8 protein-coding genes and 1 pseudogene are annotated in these 15292 nt (G+C 73.3%); 3 read left to right on the forward strand and 6 right to left on the reverse strand.

Annotated elements, in window-relative coordinates:
• The 6 genes and pseudogenes from glgB to IG74_RS0115440 form a co-directional block, all read right to left on the reverse strand.
• The coding region (gene glgB / locus IG74_RS0115415) for a 1,4-alpha-glucan branching enzyme (RefSeq protein ID WP_107058941.1) at window positions 1-2407 on the reverse strand (2407 nt) is incomplete at its 3' end.
• Between the two features lie 47 nt (window positions 2408-2454).
• Window positions 2455-3906, reverse strand: coding sequence for a maltokinase N-terminal cap-like domain-containing protein (locus IG74_RS0115420; RefSeq protein WP_030676136.1), 1452 nt, complete (start codon window positions 3904-3906; stop codon window positions 2455-2457).
• 146 nt (window positions 3907-4052) lie between these two features.
• Window positions 4053-5699, reverse strand: a complete 1647-nt coding sequence (locus IG74_RS0115425; RefSeq protein ID WP_030676139.1) for an alpha-amylase family glycosyl hydrolase — start codon at window positions 5697-5699, stop codon at window positions 4053-4055.
• A gap of 1 nt (window position 5700) precedes the next feature.
• Window positions 5701-7739: pseudogene (locus tag IG74_RS45870) on the reverse strand (alpha-1,4-glucan--maltose-1-phosphate maltosyltransferase); the annotation flags it as partial.
• A gap of 290 nt (window positions 7740-8029) precedes the next feature.
• Entirely contained in the window at window positions 8030-9199 is a 1170-nt protein-coding gene (locus tag IG74_RS0115435) for a S8 family peptidase (protein ID WP_030676142.1), read from the reverse strand.
• Window positions 9200-9510: 311 nt separating this feature from the next.
• The gene (locus tag IG74_RS0115440) at window positions 9511-10722 is read right to left on the reverse strand and encodes a S8 family peptidase (protein ID WP_030676145.1); all 1212 of its coding nucleotides are present in this window, start codon (window positions 10720-10722) and stop codon (window positions 9511-9513) included.
• A 408-nt stretch (window positions 10723-11130) separates the two neighbouring features.
• Here IG74_RS0115440 and IG74_RS0115445 point away from each other — a divergent pair, with 408 nt between their 5' ends.
• The 3 genes from IG74_RS0115445 to IG74_RS0115455 all read left to right on the forward strand — a co-directional run bounded on the left by IG74_RS0115445 (window position 11131) and on the right by IG74_RS0115455 (window position 15282).
• Window positions 11131-11598, forward strand: coding sequence for a nuclear transport factor 2 family protein (locus IG74_RS0115445; protein WP_030676161.1), 468 nt, complete (start codon window positions 11131-11133; stop codon window positions 11596-11598).
• A gap of 392 nt (window positions 11599-11990) precedes the next feature.
• Complete coding sequence (locus IG74_RS0115450; RefSeq protein ID WP_051854921.1) at window positions 11991-12506, forward strand: hemerythrin domain-containing protein; 516 nt, start codon at window positions 11991-11993, stop codon at window positions 12504-12506.
• A gap of 139 nt (window positions 12507-12645) precedes the next feature.
• Window positions 12646-15282: a protein kinase domain-containing protein gene (locus tag IG74_RS0115455; RefSeq protein ID WP_158857630.1), complete on the forward strand. Its 2637-nt coding sequence runs from the start codon at window positions 12646-12648 to the stop codon at window positions 15280-15282.
• The last annotated feature ends 10 nt before the right edge of the window (window positions 15283-15292 follow it).

Here is a 15292-nt window from a genome sequence, read left to right on the forward strand (position 1 = left end):
GGGTGGGGGTGGGTTTGAGGGGGTCGGGGTTGAGGACGTTGCCGCCGCCGTAGGCCGCCGCGTCCGTGTTGAGGACCTCCTGCCACGCCGTGAAGTCGCCCGGCACCCCGACCCGGTACTCGTGCCGGACCACGGGGGAGAAGTGGGAGAGGCACAGGAGCGGCGAGGTGCCCTCGGTGCCGTACCTCAGGAAGGCGAAGACGTTGTCCTCGGCCGCGTCGCCCGCCACCCAGGCGAACCCGCCGGGCTCCGTGTCCCGCTGCCAGAGGGCGGGCTCGGCCCGGTAGCGGGAGTTGAGGTCGCGGACCAGGTCGCGCACGCCCCGGTGGTCCGCCTCCGCCCCGTACGCCGGATCGAGCAGCCACCAGTCGGGCCCGTGGCCCTCCGACCACTCCGCGCCCTGCGCGAACTCCTGCCCCATGAAGAGCAGCTGCTTGCCGGGGTGGGCCCACATGAAGCCCAGGTACGCGCGGTGGTCGGCCCGCCGCTGCCACCAGTCGCCCGGCATCTTCGACACCAGGGACCGCTTGCCGTGCACGACCTCGTCGTGGGAGATGGGCAGCACGTAGTTCTCGCTGTACGCGTACACCATCGAGAACGTCATCTCGTGGTGGTGGTGCTTGCGGTGGACGGGGTCCTTCGACATGTAGCCGAGGGAGTCGTGCATCCAGCCCATGTTCCACTTCAGGCCGAAGCCGAGGCCGCCGAAGCCGCCGGGGCCGACGTGATGGGTGGCGCGGGTGACGCCGTCCCAGGCCGTGGACTCCTCGGCGATCGTGACCACGCCGGGCGACCTGCGGTACACGGTGGCGTTCATCTCCTGGAGGAAGGACACCGCGTCCAGGTTCTCGCGGCCGCCGTGCACGTTCGGCGTCCACTCGCCGTGCTCGCGCGAGTAGTCCAGGTACAGCATGGACGCGACGGCGTCCACGCGGAGCCCGTCGATGTGGTACTCCTCGCACCAGTAACTGGCGTTGGCGACGAGGAAGTTGCGCACCTCCGCCCGGCCGTAGTCGAATTCGAGGGTGCCCCAGTCGGGGTGTGCCGCCCGCGCCGGGTCCGCGTGCTCGTACAGCGGCCGCCCGTCGAACTCCGCGAGCGCCCAGTCGTCGCGCGGGAAGTGCGCGGGCACCCAGTCCATGAGCACGCCGATCCCGGCCCGGTGCAGCGCGTCCACCAGGTACTTGAAGTCGTCGGGGGTGCCGAGCCGGGCCGTCGGCGCGTAGAAGCCGGTGACCTGGTAGCCCCAGGACCCGCCGAAGGGGTGCTCGGCGACCGGCATCAGCTCCACGTGCGTGAAGCCCAAGTCAGCGACGTAGGCAGGGAGTTGCTCGGCCAGCTGACGGTAGGTGAGGCCCGGGCGCCAGGACGGCAGGTGCACCTCGTACACCGAGAAGGGCGCCCGGTGCACCGGCGTCTCCTGGCGCCGCCGCAGCCACTCCTCGTCCCGCCACACGTGGTGCGAGGCGTGCACGACGGAGGAGTTCGCCGGGGGCACCTCCGTGCGCCGGGCCAGCGGGTCCGCGCGGAACGTCATGCTGCCGTCGGGCCGCGTGATCTGGAACTTGTACAGCTCGCCCGCGCCGACCGAGGGCACGAACAGCTCCCACACGCCGCTGCCGCCAAGGGACCGCATGGGGAAGCCCGCGCCGTCCCAGTAGTTGAAGTTCCCGACGACCCGGACGCCGAGTGCGTTCGGCGCCCACACGGTGAAGCGGGTGCCGATGACGCCCTGGTGCGTCATCGGGTGCGCCCCGAGCGCCTCCCACAGCTGCTCGTGCCGCCCCTCGCCGATCAGGTGCAGGTCGAACTCGCCGAGCGCGGGCAGGAACCGGTACGCGTCGTGGGTGTCCCACTCCGTGTCGTCGTACGTGATGTGCAGGCGGTAGTCATCGGGGACGGCGCGCAGCGGCAGGACGGCGGAGAAGAAGCCGTCGCCGTCGTCGAGCAGCGGGGCGCGCAGGTCCCCGGCGACGGCGGTCACGGAGCGCGCGTACGGCCGCAGGGCGCGGAACGCCACCCCGCCGGGCACGGCGTGCGCGCCGAGCACCCCGTGCGGGTCGTGGTGCGTGCCGGTCAGGAGCCGGACGCGGTCGGGCTCGGGGACGGGCGATGGGGCCGGTGTCCGCGGTGCCTCCGGTGCCTCTGGTGTCTCCGGTGACCTCTCGGGGGGAGGCGCCACCGCCTTCGCCGAGGCCGTCCGCTTCGCGGCGGTCGTCTTCTTGGCCGCCGCCGCCGCCGCCGTCGTCGTCTTCTTCTTCGGCCGGGCGGGCTTCGCGGACTTCGCCTCCTTGGCCGTCTTGGTCGCCTTGGCCGTCTTGGTCTGCTTGACCGGCGGCTTGCGCGGGGGGGTGACCTCCGGGTCGGGTTCGTTCTGCGGGGCGGAGGAAGGGGGACGGCGGGTCACGGAGGAGGCCTCCTGTCCGAAGGGAAGGGGAGCAGGCGCATGGGGGTTCAGCGGACGTCGTCGGGGCGGCAGGGCGCGCCGGTGGAGCGCCGCGGGCCCGCGGCGTCCGCGGCGAGCTGGTCGAGGGCGGCCAGCGGGACCGGCAGCCAGTCGGGGCGGTGGCGGGCCTCGTAGACCGCCTCGTAGACCGCCTTGTCGGTCTCGTGGGCGCGGAGCAGCACCGGCTCGGTGCGCGGGTCGCGGCCCGCGACGTCGGCGTAGCCGGTGCAGTACGCGGCCCGGCAGGCGTCCGCCCAGCTGGGGGACCACGGGCGGTAGGAGCGGGCGGCGTAGTCGAAGGAGCGCAGCATGCCCGCGACGTCGCGGGCCGCGGGCTGCGGCATGCGGCGCTCGGCGAGCGGCCGTGCGGGCTCGCCCTCGAAGTCGATGAGGTACCAGCCGCCGGACGGCGCCCGCAGGCACTGGCCCAGGTGCAGATCGCCGTGGACGCGCTGGGCCGTCCACGCGGTGCCGCTGTGGGTGCCGAGGTCGGCGAGCGCCTGGTACGCGGTGCGCAGCGCGGGCTCGTACGGGCGCAGGGCGGGCACCGCGCGGGCGGCCGCCTCCAGGCGCTCCGTCATGCCACGGGCGAGCAGCTCCACCTGGGCGCGGCCGAGCGAGACGGTGGGAAGGGCCGCGGCGAGCGCCGCGTGCACCTCGGCGGTGGCGCGGCCGAGCGCCCGCGCCTCGGCGCCGAAGTCCTCGCCCTTGGCGAGTGCTTGCAGGGCCAGCTCCCAGCCGTCGCAGGCGCCGCGCACGTACGGCTGGAGGACGCCGAGGACCAGCGGCTCGTCGACGCCGTCGGCCGTCAGCCAGGCGGCGGGCGAGGGCACGCGGGCGCAGTCCTGCCGGGCGAGGGCGAGCGGCAGCTCCAGGTCGGGATTGACGCCGGGCACCACCCGGCGGAACAGCTTCAGTATGAACGCGTCGCCGTACACGAGGGAGGAGTTGGACTGCTCGACGCTGCACGTGCGGGGGGCCAGCGAGGGCGGTATCTCGGTGTGCTCGGCGCGGGCGAAGCGCAGCACGCCGAGCCGCCCTGGCAGCCGCAGGCGCTCCAGGAGCAGCCCGGTCAGACGCGGGTCGAGCAGCGCCTCGTACACGGTCCTGCCCGCCAGGGCCCCCTGGGTGACGTGGCCGATGAGCGCGGGCGCGAGCGGCGGCGGCAGCTCGGCCCGCACCCCTATCAGGAGCTGGTAGCAGTCGGCGGGCAGCTCGTGCTCGGCGGCGGCGTCCGGGCTCGCGAGCAGCGGCTGGCGCACCCGGATCAGCAGGTGCAGCAGGCCGAGTTCCGCCCCGGGCGGCAGCAGTTCCGTGGCCGCCACAAGCTCGAAGCCCGTGACGGGCCGGCCCTTGCCCGCGAACCACCGCTGGCGCGGCAGCCAGCCGCGAAGGAGTGGGTCGAGCGACGCGATCAGCGCGCCTGCGTCGGCACTGGGGCGGGTGGCGGCTTCCGACATGGTGTCGTGTCCTTTCCGCGCCCTCGACGGGGGAGGTCAAGGGGAGGTGCCGGGGGTGCCGGGCAAGGGACGTGCCGTGGGCGAGTGCCCGGTGCGGCGTGACTCACGCCCGCCGCGGGCGGGTTCACAGCACTGTCACGGCGACCTTACGCCGGGTCCTCACGCAGCCGGAACCAGTAGAAGCCGTGCCCCGCGAGGGTGAGGAGGTACGGCAGTTCACCGATGGCCGGAAAGCGCACGCCACCGATCAGTTCGACCGGATGGCGGCCGTTGAAGACCCGCAGGTCCAGCTCGGTCGGCTGGGCGAAGCGGGAGAAGTTGTGCACGCACAGGACGAGGTCGTCGCCGTCCCCGCCGTCGGGGCCGGTGGACGGCGCCTCCCGCAGGAAGGCGAGAACGGCCGGATTCGACGAGGCAAGTTCGGTGTACGAGCCGAGGCCGAACGCCGGGTTCTGCTTGCGGATCTCGATCATCCGGCGGGTCCAGTGCAGCAGCGACGACGGCGAGGACATGGACGCCTCGACGTTCGTGACCTGGTAGCCGTAGACCGGGTCCATGATCGTGGGCAGGTAGAGACGGCCCGGGTCGCAGGACGAGAAGCCCGCGTTGCGGTCCGGCGTCCACTGCATGGGGGTGCGCACCGCGTCGCGGTCGCCGAGCCAGATGTTGTCGCCCATGCCGATCTCGTCGCCGTAGTAGAGGATCGGCGAGCCGGGCATGTTGGCGCGCATGCGCGGGTCCTTGGCGTACTCCGCGTACATGTAGTCGCGCTCCTCGTCGGTGACCATCTCCAGGGTCAGCTCGTCGTGGTTGCGCAGGAAGATGCCCCACTGACAGCCGGAAGGGATGCGCGGCGTCTTGGCGAGGATCTCCGAGACGGGGTAGCGCGACTCGCGGCGCACGGCCATGAAGATGCGCGGCATCACCGGGAAGTGGAAGGCCATGTGGCACTCGTCGCCGCCGTGCTCGAAGTCGCCGAAGTAGTCCACGACGTCCTCGGGCCACTGGTTGGCCTCGGCGAGGAGCACGGTGTCCGGGTAGTGGGCGTCGATCTCGGCGCGCACCCGCTTGAGCAGGTGGTGGGTGCGGGGGAGGTTCTCGCAGTTGGTGCCCTCCTCCGCGTACAGGTAGGGCACCGCGTCGAGCCGGAAGCCGTCGATGCCGAGGTCGAGCCAGAACCGCAGGGCGGAGATGATCTCGTCCTGGACGGCCGGGTTCTCGTAGTTGAGGTCCGGCTGGTGGGAGAAGAAGCGGTGCCAGTAGTACTGCTTGCGCACCGGGTCGAAGGTCCAGTTGGAGGCCTCGGTGTCGACGAAGATGATCCGGGCGTCCTGGTACTGCTTGTCGTCGTCCGCCCAGACGTAGTAGTCGCCGTAGGGGCCCTCGGGGTCGTTGCGCGAGGCCTGGAACCACGGGTGCTGGTCGCTGGTGTGGTTCATCACGAAGTCGATGATCACGCGCATGCCGCGCTGGTGGGCGCAGTCCACGAACTCCACGAAGTCCGCGAGGTCGCCGAACTCGGGCAGGACCGCCGTGTAGTCCGACACGTCGTAACCGCCGTCGCGCAGCGGCGACTTGAAGAACGGCGGCAGCCACAGGCAGTCCACGCCCAGCCATTGCAGATAGTCCAGCTTGGCGGTGAGGCCCTTGAGGTCTCCGATGCCGTCGCCGTTGCTGTCCTGGAAGGAGCGGACCAGGACCTCGTAGAAGACGGCGCGCTTGAACCACTCCGGATCGCGGTCCTTCGCGGGAGTGTCCTCGAAGGTGTCCGGGACGGGCTCGTTGACGATCATGTGTGGGTGACCCTCCGATCAGCGGTAGGACGGTCGCAGGACGAGTACGTGCGCGGGCGTGACGCCCGGATCCAGGCGCACGTAGTTGGCCCTGCCCCAGTGGTAGGTCTCGCCGGTGAGCTCGTCGCGCACCGGCACGGACTCGTGCCAGTCCAGGCCGAGCTGTGGCATGTTCAACGAGACCGTCGCTTCCTGGGTGTGGTGGGGGTCGAGGTTCACGACCACCAGAACCGTGTTCGAGCCGCCGGGGTGGCGCACGGTCTTGGAGTACGCGAGCACCGCGTCGTTGTCCGCTTCGTGGAAGTGCAGGTCACGCAGTTGGCCGAGGGCCGCGTTGGCGCGCCTTGCCGCGTTGAGCTTGGTGATGAGGGGCGCGAGGGAGCGGCCCTCGCGCTCGGCGGCCGCCCAGTCGCGCGGGCGCAGCTCGTACTTCTCCGAGTGCAGGTACTCCTCGCTGCCGGGGCGCAGCGGGACGTTCTCGTACAGCTCGAAGCCGCTGTAGACGCCCCAGGTCGGGGAGAGCGTCGCGGCGAGCACCGCGCGCACCGCGAAGGCGGGCGGCCCGCCGTCCTGGAGGTAGGCGTGCAGGATGTCCGGCGTGTTCACGAAGAAGTTGGGCCGCAGGTAGTGCGCGGTCTCGGTGGACAGCTCGACGAGGTAGTCGGTCAGCTCCCGCTTGTCGTTGCGCCAGGTGAAGTACGTGTACGACTGGTGGAAGCCGATCGCGGCGAGGGTTCGCAGCATCGCGGGCCGCGTGAACGCCTCGGCGAGGAAGAGGACGTCCGGATCCGTGCGGTGGATGTCGGCGAGCACCTCCTCCCAGAACGCGACGGGCTTGGTGTGCGGGTTGTCCACGCGGAAGACGCGCACGCCGTGCCCCATCCAGAAGCGCAGCAGCCGGATCGTCTCGGCGGTGATGCCCGCCGCGTCCCGGTCGAAGTGGAGGGGGTAGATGTCCTGGTACTTCTTCGGCGGGTTCTCCGCGTACGCGATGGAGCCGTCCGCGCGGTGGGCGAACCAGTCGGGGTGCTTCTCCACCCACGGGTGGTCGGGCGAGCACTGGAGGGCGAAGTCCAGGGCGACTTCGAGGCCGAGGCGGCCCGCCTCGCGCACGAACGCGTCGAAGTCGTCGAGGGTGCCGAGGTCCGGGTGCACGGCGTCGTGGCCGCCCTCGGGGGAGCCGATCGCCCAGGGCACGCCGACGTCGTGCGGCCCGGCCGACAGGGAGTTGTTCGCGCCCTTGCGGAAGGTGCTGCCGATGGGGTGGACGGGCGGCAGATAGACGATGTCGAAGCCCATGCCGGCGATCGCCGGGAGCCGCCGCGCCGCCGTGCGGAACGTCCCGGACACGGGCGGCTCGCCCGCGCGGACCACCGCGCCCTCGGAGCGCGGGAAGAACTCGTACCAGGAGCCGAAGAGGGCGCGCTCGCGGTCCACCCGCAGCGGGAAGTCCTCGGTGGAGGTGAGCAGCTCGCGCAGCGGATGGGCGGCGAGCACGGCGTCCGCGTCCGGGGTGAGCGCCCCCGCGAGCCGGGCGGAGGGCGCCCGCGCCGGGTCGCGCAGCGCCTCGACGGCGGCCCGCAGGGGGCCGCGCAGCTCGGCGGGCGCCCCGGCGGCGGCGCGCTCGTAGAGCCGGGAGCCCTCCAGGAGGACCAGGTCGGTGTCGATGCCCGCGGGTATCTTGATCTCCGCGTGGTGGCGCCAGGTCGCCAGGGGGTCGCTCCACGCCTGCACGGCGAACGACCAGTCGCCGAGGGCGTCCGGGGTGACGTCGGCGCCCCACCGGTCGGTGCCGGGCGCCAGCTCGCGCATCGGGGTCCAGGGCCCGGCGCGCCCGGCCGGGTCCCGCAGCACCACGTTCGCGGCGACCGCGTCGTGGCCTTCGCGGAAGACGGTGGCGCTGATCTGGAACGTCTCGCCGACGACGGCCTTGGCGGGACGCCGGCCGCCGAGCACCACGGGCTCGACGGCGAGGATGGGGATCCTTCCGGTGACCGGCACGGAGGTGAACTCCCTTACGTCCTTGCGGGGTTCGGGCATGACCGCTCCTGTTCCGCGTGTGCGTGGGCGGATTCTGGCTGTGGAGGGGTTCCGCGGGTGCGTGTGCACTCAGCCGCGCCGGGAGCGTGCACGCGCGTACCGGTGGAGCCTTCCCACGCTTCTTGGGTGGGCAATCCGGCGCTTTGTTAACTACTCGCGCGTAACGGCAGGCACAAGACCGGTCACAGCGAGACCGGGTGACCCGGCCGTCCCGCCGCGGCACACGACGAACCCCCGGCAGGCGAGGTGCGCCTGCCGGGGGCGGTGGTGCGGTGGTGACTGCGCGACGGCTACGACTTGACCTGGAGCAGTCGGTTGGGTGAGCCGGGGCCCACGTTGGTGAGCCGGTTTTTCGCGGACCGGTTGACGAGCATCCGCATCACCTCGGACGGCGGCGCGGAGCGCTTGTCGGCGAGGTACAGGGCCGCGGCCCCGGCGACGTGCGGCGCCGCCATCGACGTGCCGGAGAGCGTCGCGGTGGCGTTGTCGTTGGCGTTGGACGCCGACTTGATGGCCACGCCCGGCGCGAACAGGTCCACGCTGAGGCCGTAGTTGGAGAAGGCGGGCTTGGCGTCGCCGCGGTCGGACGCCGCGACGGTGAGCGCCTCGGCGACGCGCGCGGGCGAGGTGCCGCTCGCGGGCTGGCCGGAGTTCCCGGCCGCGACCGAGTACGTCACCCCGGACGCGATGGAGTTCCGCACGGCCTGGTCGAGCGTCGCGTTGGCGCCGCCGCCGAGGCTCATGTTCGCCACGGCGGGCTTGCGGGCGTTCCTGGTCACGAAGTCGATGCCCGCGATGACGCCGGACAGCGTGCCCGAGCCCTGGTTGTTGAGCACGCGCACGCCCACGACCCTGGCCTTCTTGGCGACGCCGTACTTCGTGCCCGCGATGGACCCGGCCACGTGCGTGCCGTGCCCGTTGCCGTCCTCGGCGATCGGGTCGTTGTCGACGAAGTCGAAGCCGGAGCGGGCGCGCCCGCCGAAGTCCTTGTGCGTGTTGCGCACGCCGGTGTCGATGACGTAGACGGTGACGCCCGCGCCCGCCGAGTTCGGGTAGCGGAACGTCCTGTCGAGCGGCAGCTTGGCCTGGTCGATGCGGTCCACGCCCCAGGCCGGCGGGTTGACCTGCTTGCCGTCCGCGTGGAGCGTGATGTCCTCGGTGACCGAGCTGACCGACGGGTCGGCGGCGAGAGCCTTCGCCTCCGCCGAACTTGCCTTCACCGCGAAGCCGTTGAGGGCCGAGCGGTAGGTGTGGCTGATCTTCGCGCCGTACTCGTCGGCGATGTCCCTGCCGTCCGCGGACGCCGCGCGGGTGTCCGACTTCAGGGTCACGATGTAGCCGTGCTCGGCGGCGCCGGGCGCGGCCTGCGACGACGGGGCCGCGACGGCGAAACCGCCGACGAGAGCGACGACCGTGATGGCCGAGACCCGCCGTATACGACGCGTGTGTGACAACTGCATGTGCTGGTTCCCTCCCCATTGGACGCGACCTTCCCTCCCCTGGGAAGCGGCCGAGTGCTGGGCCGCATCAGGTCGCGTTGTCCTGGAAGCGTGGCCTGCCCGGGTGAACCTCAACAAGCCTGTACGACAACGGGGAACCCGCGTTAACCCGTTCGGGGCGAGCCCTGCGGTAGGCGTACACGTGCAACTTGAGCGAAAGCGTGGAGAGGCGCCTGAGGACTTAGGTGGCGCTTGGGTGCCGGGTCGCGCAGAGTTACGACCCGGACCCCCGGCAGGGGCTGAGGATTCCCGCCGGGGGCAGCCGGTACCGGCTACTTAACTTGGAGCAGTCGGTTCGGCGAGCCCGCGCCGATGCCCGACAGCTTGTTCTTGGCCGACCGGTCGGTGAGCCACTTGCCGACCTTGGCGGGCTTGGCCGTGCGGTGGTCGGCGAGGTACAGGGCCGCGACCCCGGCGACGTGCGGCGCCGCCATCGACGTGCCGGAGTACGTGGCCGTGGCCGTGTTGCTCGTGTTGGACGCGGACTTGATCGCCACGCCCGGCGCGAACAGGTCGAGGCGCGAGCCGTAGTTGGAGAACGACGGGCGCTTGTCGCGCCGGTCGGACGCCCCGACCGTCAGGGCCTCCTTGACCCGGGCGGGCGAGGAGTTCGTCGCGGGCTCGCTCTCGTTGCCCGCCGCCACGGAGTACGTGACGCCGGACGCGACGGACTTGCGCACCGCGGCGTCAAGCGGCGCGAAGGCCGGGGTGCCGATGCTCATGTTGGCGACGGCGGGCTTGCGCGCGTTCCTGGTCACCCAGTCGACGCCCGCGATGATCCCGGCGAGGGTGCCGCCGCCCTCCGAGTCGAGCACGCGCACGGCCACGATCTTGGCCTTCTTGGCGACGCCGTACTTCGTGCCCGCGACGGTTCCGGCCACGTGCGTGCCGTGGCCGTTGGCGTCCTGGGCGACGGGGTCGTTGCCGATGAAGTCCCAGCCGGAGCGGGCCCGTCCGCCGAAGTCCTTGTGCGAGGTGCGCACGCCGGTGTCGATGACGTAGACGGTGACGCCCGCGCCCTTCGTCCGCGGCGCGGTGTACGACTTGTCGAGCGGCAGGTTCTTCTGGTCGATGCGGTCCAGACCCCACGACGGCGGGTTCGGCTGCCGCGCCGCGGCCTGCGGCGCCGCGGCCCGCGCGCCCAGGTCCACGTGGATCTTCCGGTCCGCGACCACGTCGGCGACCGACGGGTCGGCCGCGAGCCGGCGCGCCTCGGCGGCGGTGGCCCGCACGGCGTAGCCGTTGAGCGCCGCGCTGTAGGTGCGCTGGATGCGCGCGTCGTACTTCTCGGCCACGTCCTTGCCCGCGCCGGACGTGGACTTCGTGCCCGGCTTGAGCGTCACGATGTACGTGCCGCTGCGGCTCGCGTCCCCGGAGCCCGGTGCGGCGTGCGACGGCGGGGTCACGGCGGCCAGCAGGCCCACCGTGGCGACGGCCGCGACGGCCCCCGCCCGACGCCGTCCTCTGATGCGTTGCAGTTCCATGTACTGCGTTCCCTCCCCTGGAAACGGCTGGTGTCACGACGCCCTGTGCGCGCTGTGCGGTCGCAGGCGTGCTGGGCAGCGTCTCGTGTGCGGGTGAACGGTCACAAGCCGTGGAGCGGGGCGGAATCGGTCATATCGCCCGCCTTTTGGCTGGTTACGGCTCAACCCAAGTTCAGGCTTGGAAGCATGCTAGTAAATCCGAGGATTGACTTGGGATTTTCGCCTCCCCGATGATCAGTGAGGGCCCCGGGCGGCAACCCGCCCCGCCTTCGCCGGAGTCCGGACACCGGCGGGGGACGGGCGGGTGCCGACCCACCCGCACGACGCGGCCCGGCGGGTGTCCCGTGCGCCGAGGTGGACGTCCGAGGACCGCCAGCGCGCGGCCCCGCGGCGGGCCACCCTCGCCGCATGACCACCACGCCGCGCACCGACGCCCGCTCCGTGCTGACCGCCATGTACGCCGCCGAGACCCGCTATCTGGCCGCGGGCGGCCCCGGCCGCGCCTCCTTCGCCCCGCTCGCCCCCCACTTCGCGCCCGACGTCGTCCTGCACCAGGCGGCCGCCCTGCCGTACGGCGGCACGTGGCGCGGGCACTCCGGCCTCGAGCGGTTCTTCCTCGCGATGGCCGACACCTGGGCGGAGTTCGACATCGTGCGGCAGGAGTTCCTCGCGTCCGGCGGTGACGGCGGCGGCAGTGGCGGCACCGGCGGGCGGCAGACCGTCGTCGTGCACAGCGACATCCGCGCCCGCGCCCGGGCCACCGGGCGCCCGCTCGCCTTCCCGATCCTCCAGACCATCACCGTCGAGGAGGGCAGGATCCGCGAGGTCCGGCCGTTCTACTGGGACACGGCGGCGATCGCGGAGGCCTGCCGCTGAGCGGCGCGGCGCCGGTTCCGCGTTGACAGGGCGCGGGACCGGCGTCTGTAATGGTCCGCGTGCCGCGTGGCTTGGGCCAAAGAGCAGTGGGCAGGCCTTCGACCGGGCGAGCACTTCACCAAGGGACATGACCTTGCGTTCACTTCGTATCGCGTCGCCGCGCTGCGGCTGACGCGGCCGCGTACCCGGCGTAGCCCCGTACCCGAGGGAACGGCACGACGCCGTACCCGCCGGAACGGCACAGCCCCGTACCCGACGTAGCCGCGACCGCGTACCCGCGCCCGTCTCCCGGGCTCTGGGCCGCGCCCGCGCACCACCTTCACCTCTTCACCGCGTCCGCCGGTCCGTCACGCACGCGCGGACGCGCCACCCTGTCTGGAGACCCCATCCGCATGTCCACGCCCACGCCCACCGGCACCCCGCGCCCCCGCGAGGTCCGCACCCTCGCCGACAAGCTCCTGGAGGTCCACGACTGGCTGCGCGAGCAGCTCGGTCACCTCCGCGCCGAGGCCACCGCGCACCTCGCCGCCCGCGCCGCCCACCAGGGCCCCGGCGCACCGCCCGCGCCCGGCCTCGGCCTGCAGATCAGGCAGCGCTGCCTGGAGTTCTGCGACGCGCTCACCTTCCACCACACGGGCGAGGACGAGCACGTCTTCCCCGGGGTCCTCGAACACCACCCCGACCTGCGCGAACCCCTCGCCCGGCTCGGCGTCGAACACCGCGAGATCGCCCGCCTCAAGGAGCGCGTCCTCGCCCTGCTCGACGACGTCACGACCGCGGAGCCCGAGGCGTTCCTCACGGAGTTCGACGCCCTGGCGCGGCGCCTCACCGCCCACCTGGACCACGAGGAGGGCTGGCTCGTGCCGGTCCTGGCCGACGTGCCGTTCCCGCCCGGCCCGCCCGCCTGACTGCCGAACCCCCGGTGAACCGAGTAATCTGCCGGGGCGTTTCGTGAGGTGACGGCGTACGGCCGCCCGCGTCCAGCAGGGACGCGGCAGCAGCCGGGGCGACAAGGGCACAGGGGGACGGGGCGGGATGATCGGCCAGTTGAGGGACTCGTCCCCACGCAGGACGGGTCCGTACGAGACCGTCGCGCGGCTCGGCGCGGGCGGCATGGGCGAGGTCTTCCTCGCCGTGCCGCACGCAGCGTCCGCCGCCCCGGAAGGCCCCCGCGCCCCGTACGACCCGGACGGCCTCGTCGCCGTCAAGGCCATCCGGCGGGACGTCGTGGGCGAGCCCGCCTTCCGGGCCCGCTTCCGGCGCGAGATCGCCGTCGCCCGCTCCGTCGCCAGCCCGTACGTCGCCCGGCTCGTCGACGGTGACGCCGACGCCGAACAGCCCTGGCTCGCCACGGAGTACGTCGCAGGCCTCACCCTCGCCGAGGCGGTGCGGCGGCACGGCCCGCTGCCCGTGCCCGCCGTCGCCGCGCTCGGCACCGCCATGGCCGGGGCCCTCGCCGCCGTGCACGCGGCCGGGGCGCTGCACCGCGACCTGAAGCCCGCCAACGTCCTCATCGGCCCGGAAGGGCCGAAGCTCATCGACTTCGGCGTCGCCCGCATCCCCGGCGCCACCACCATGACCTCCACCGGCCTTCTCGTCGGCACCCCCGGCTTCATGTCGCCCGAACACGTCGCGGGCGGACGGCACGTGGTGGCCGCGTCCGACGTCTTCTGCCTCGCCTCCGTCCTGGTGTACGCGGCCGTCGGGCGCGACCCGTTCGGCGACGGGCCCGTGGCCGCCGTCCTGTACCGGGTCTCGCGCGCCGAGGCCGAACTCGACGACGTACCGGCGGAGTTGCGCGAGGTCCTTGCCGACTGCCTGGTCGTGGACGCGGCGGCGCGGCCGGGGCCCGAGGCGCTCGCCGAACGCCTCGCGGGCCTCGCCGGTGCGGGCCTCGCCGGTGCGGACGGCGCCGGTGCGGACGGCGCCTGTGCGGACGGTGTCGACTTCGCGTGGCCCGCGCCCGTCCAGGAGGCCATCGACGAGGTGCGGCGCGACGTCGCGCAGCTGTGCGCCGCCGGGCGGCCGCTGCTGCCCCTGCCCGCGCCGCCCGCCGCTCCGCCGGGTCAGGAGCCCACGCCCACCTGGTCGCCCACCGCCCTGAACGCCCCGGCCGCACCGGGCAGTCCGGCCGCCCACGAGCTGCCCACGATGGGGGCGGCCGCGCCCGCCGCTGCCACCGTGCCGGGGGCGCCCCGGCGGCGCGGCCGCCGCGCCGCGTTCGCCGTGGTCGCCGCCGTCGCCGTGGCCGGGGGTGCCGCCGGTGCCCTGCTCGCGCTGTTCGGCCCCGACTCGGGCTCCGGCTCCGGGGACGACGGTGCGCAGGGCGGCCCGGCCGGGCCCGGCGCGTCCGCGTCCAGCGGCCTCCCGCCCGCCCGGCTGATCGCCGCCGCCGGTGTGGACAAGGAGGGCACCGACGACCGCAGCGGCAGCGTCCCGCAGTACCCGGAGCAGCGCCCCAAGGGCTGGAAGCCGTGGCGCGGCTCCTTCTCGCACGCGCCCCTGCACTGCGCCGCCGACACCCGCGCCGTCGTGTGCCTGCTCACCAACGGCACGTACGAAGCGATCGGCGCGTCCGACGGCAAGCGCCGGTGGACCTCCGACGGGCGCACGGGCGACGACGGGGACACCGGCGGCGAGGCCTATGTGAGCCCCACCGGGAAGCTCTTCATGCCCGGCGACAGCCTGGCGCCCGTCGTGCGCGGCGGGACCTCCGTCATCGCCCACAAGGGGCTCCTCCAGGTGCGCGACTCCGCGTCCGGCGACGTGCGCTTGTCCGCGCGCCCGCCGGAGGGCCGGTACTTCAGCCGCGCGCTGCTCGGCGACGGCCTGATCCTCGTCACCGCCGAGGCCAAGCCGTACGCCGACGGCGGCCCCCAGGGCGCCATGCTCCTGGCGTACCCGCTGCGCGGCGGCGCGCCCCGGTGGACCGCGCCGCTCAGCACCCAGGAGCTGTCCGGCGCCGAGCTGAACGGCTTGTACGGCGCCGAAGTCGTCCGGAACGGCCGCGTCTACGCCTGGGCCGCGCAAGGCCTGATCGCCCTCGACGTCAAGACGGGCGCACGCGGCGGCAAGGCCTACGACGGCGAGCAGTGCCTCAGCGTGATGGCCGTGGGCCGGCAGATCCTGTGCTCGGCCGTGGTGACCGGCAGCTCCGACTTCGAGGACGCCGAGGAGGCCGGGACCCGGGTGACCCGGCTCAACGCCGGGACCCTGGCCGCGGAGGGCGCGTTCGCCTTCAAGGCGCCCCCGGTGGGGAAGGGCGGCATGGTGCCGCCGGACCTCGTGGTCACCGCCGTCGGCCCCGGCAGCGCGCTCGCCTACGACGCCGAGGGGGCGAAGCTCCTCGTCGCCGAGTCGAAGAAGGGGCGGATCATCCGCAAGGAGCCGCTGCCGGCCGCGGGCGACGGCAGCAAGCGCGTGCTCTCCTCGCGGCCGCTGCTCATCGGAGACCGGGCGCTCTTCGCCGACCACACCTCCTTGCGCACGGTGCCGCTCACCGCCTCCGGCGGGAGCCGCACGCTGCGGGTGCCGGGCGCGCCCGGCACCCGTGAGCCGAAGCAGGCGGGCGACGTCGGCGTCATCGCCGACCAGCTGCGGCCGCCGACGGTCCTGCCGCTCGGCGGGGTCGCGACGATCGTGTACGACCAGGGCACGGTCGTCTCCGTCCGCATCCCGTCCTGAACCCCACCGC

It is taken from the genome of Streptomyces sp. NRRL B-1347 (genome assembly GCF_000720325.1).
Lineage (GTDB): Bacteria > Actinomycetota > Actinomycetes > Streptomycetales > Streptomycetaceae > Streptomyces.

Bases quoted from the DNA above. Each gene is read 5' to 3' on its own strand.
- IG74_RS0115420 (WP_030676136.1), bottom strand. From the start codon at position 3,906: ATGTCGGAAGCCGCCACCCGCCCCAGTGCCGACGCAGGCGCGCTGATC.
- IG74_RS0115425 (WP_030676139.1), bottom strand. From the start codon at position 5,699: ATGATCGTCAACGAGCCCGTCCCGGACACCTTCGAGGACACTCCCGCG.
- IG74_RS0115435 (WP_030676142.1), bottom strand. From the start codon at position 9,199: ATGCAGTTGTCACACACGCGTCGTATACGGCGGGTCTCGGCCATCACG.
- IG74_RS0115440 (WP_030676145.1), bottom strand. From the start codon at position 10,722: ATGGAACTGCAACGCATCAGAGGACGGCGTCGGGCGGGGGCCGTCGCG.
- IG74_RS0115445 (WP_030676161.1), top strand. From the start codon at position 11,131: ATGACCACCACGCCGCGCACCGACGCCCGCTCCGTGCTGACCGCCATG.
- IG74_RS0115450 (WP_051854921.1), top strand. From the start codon at position 11,991: ATGTCCACGCCCACGCCCACCGGCACCCCGCGCCCCCGCGAGGTCCGC.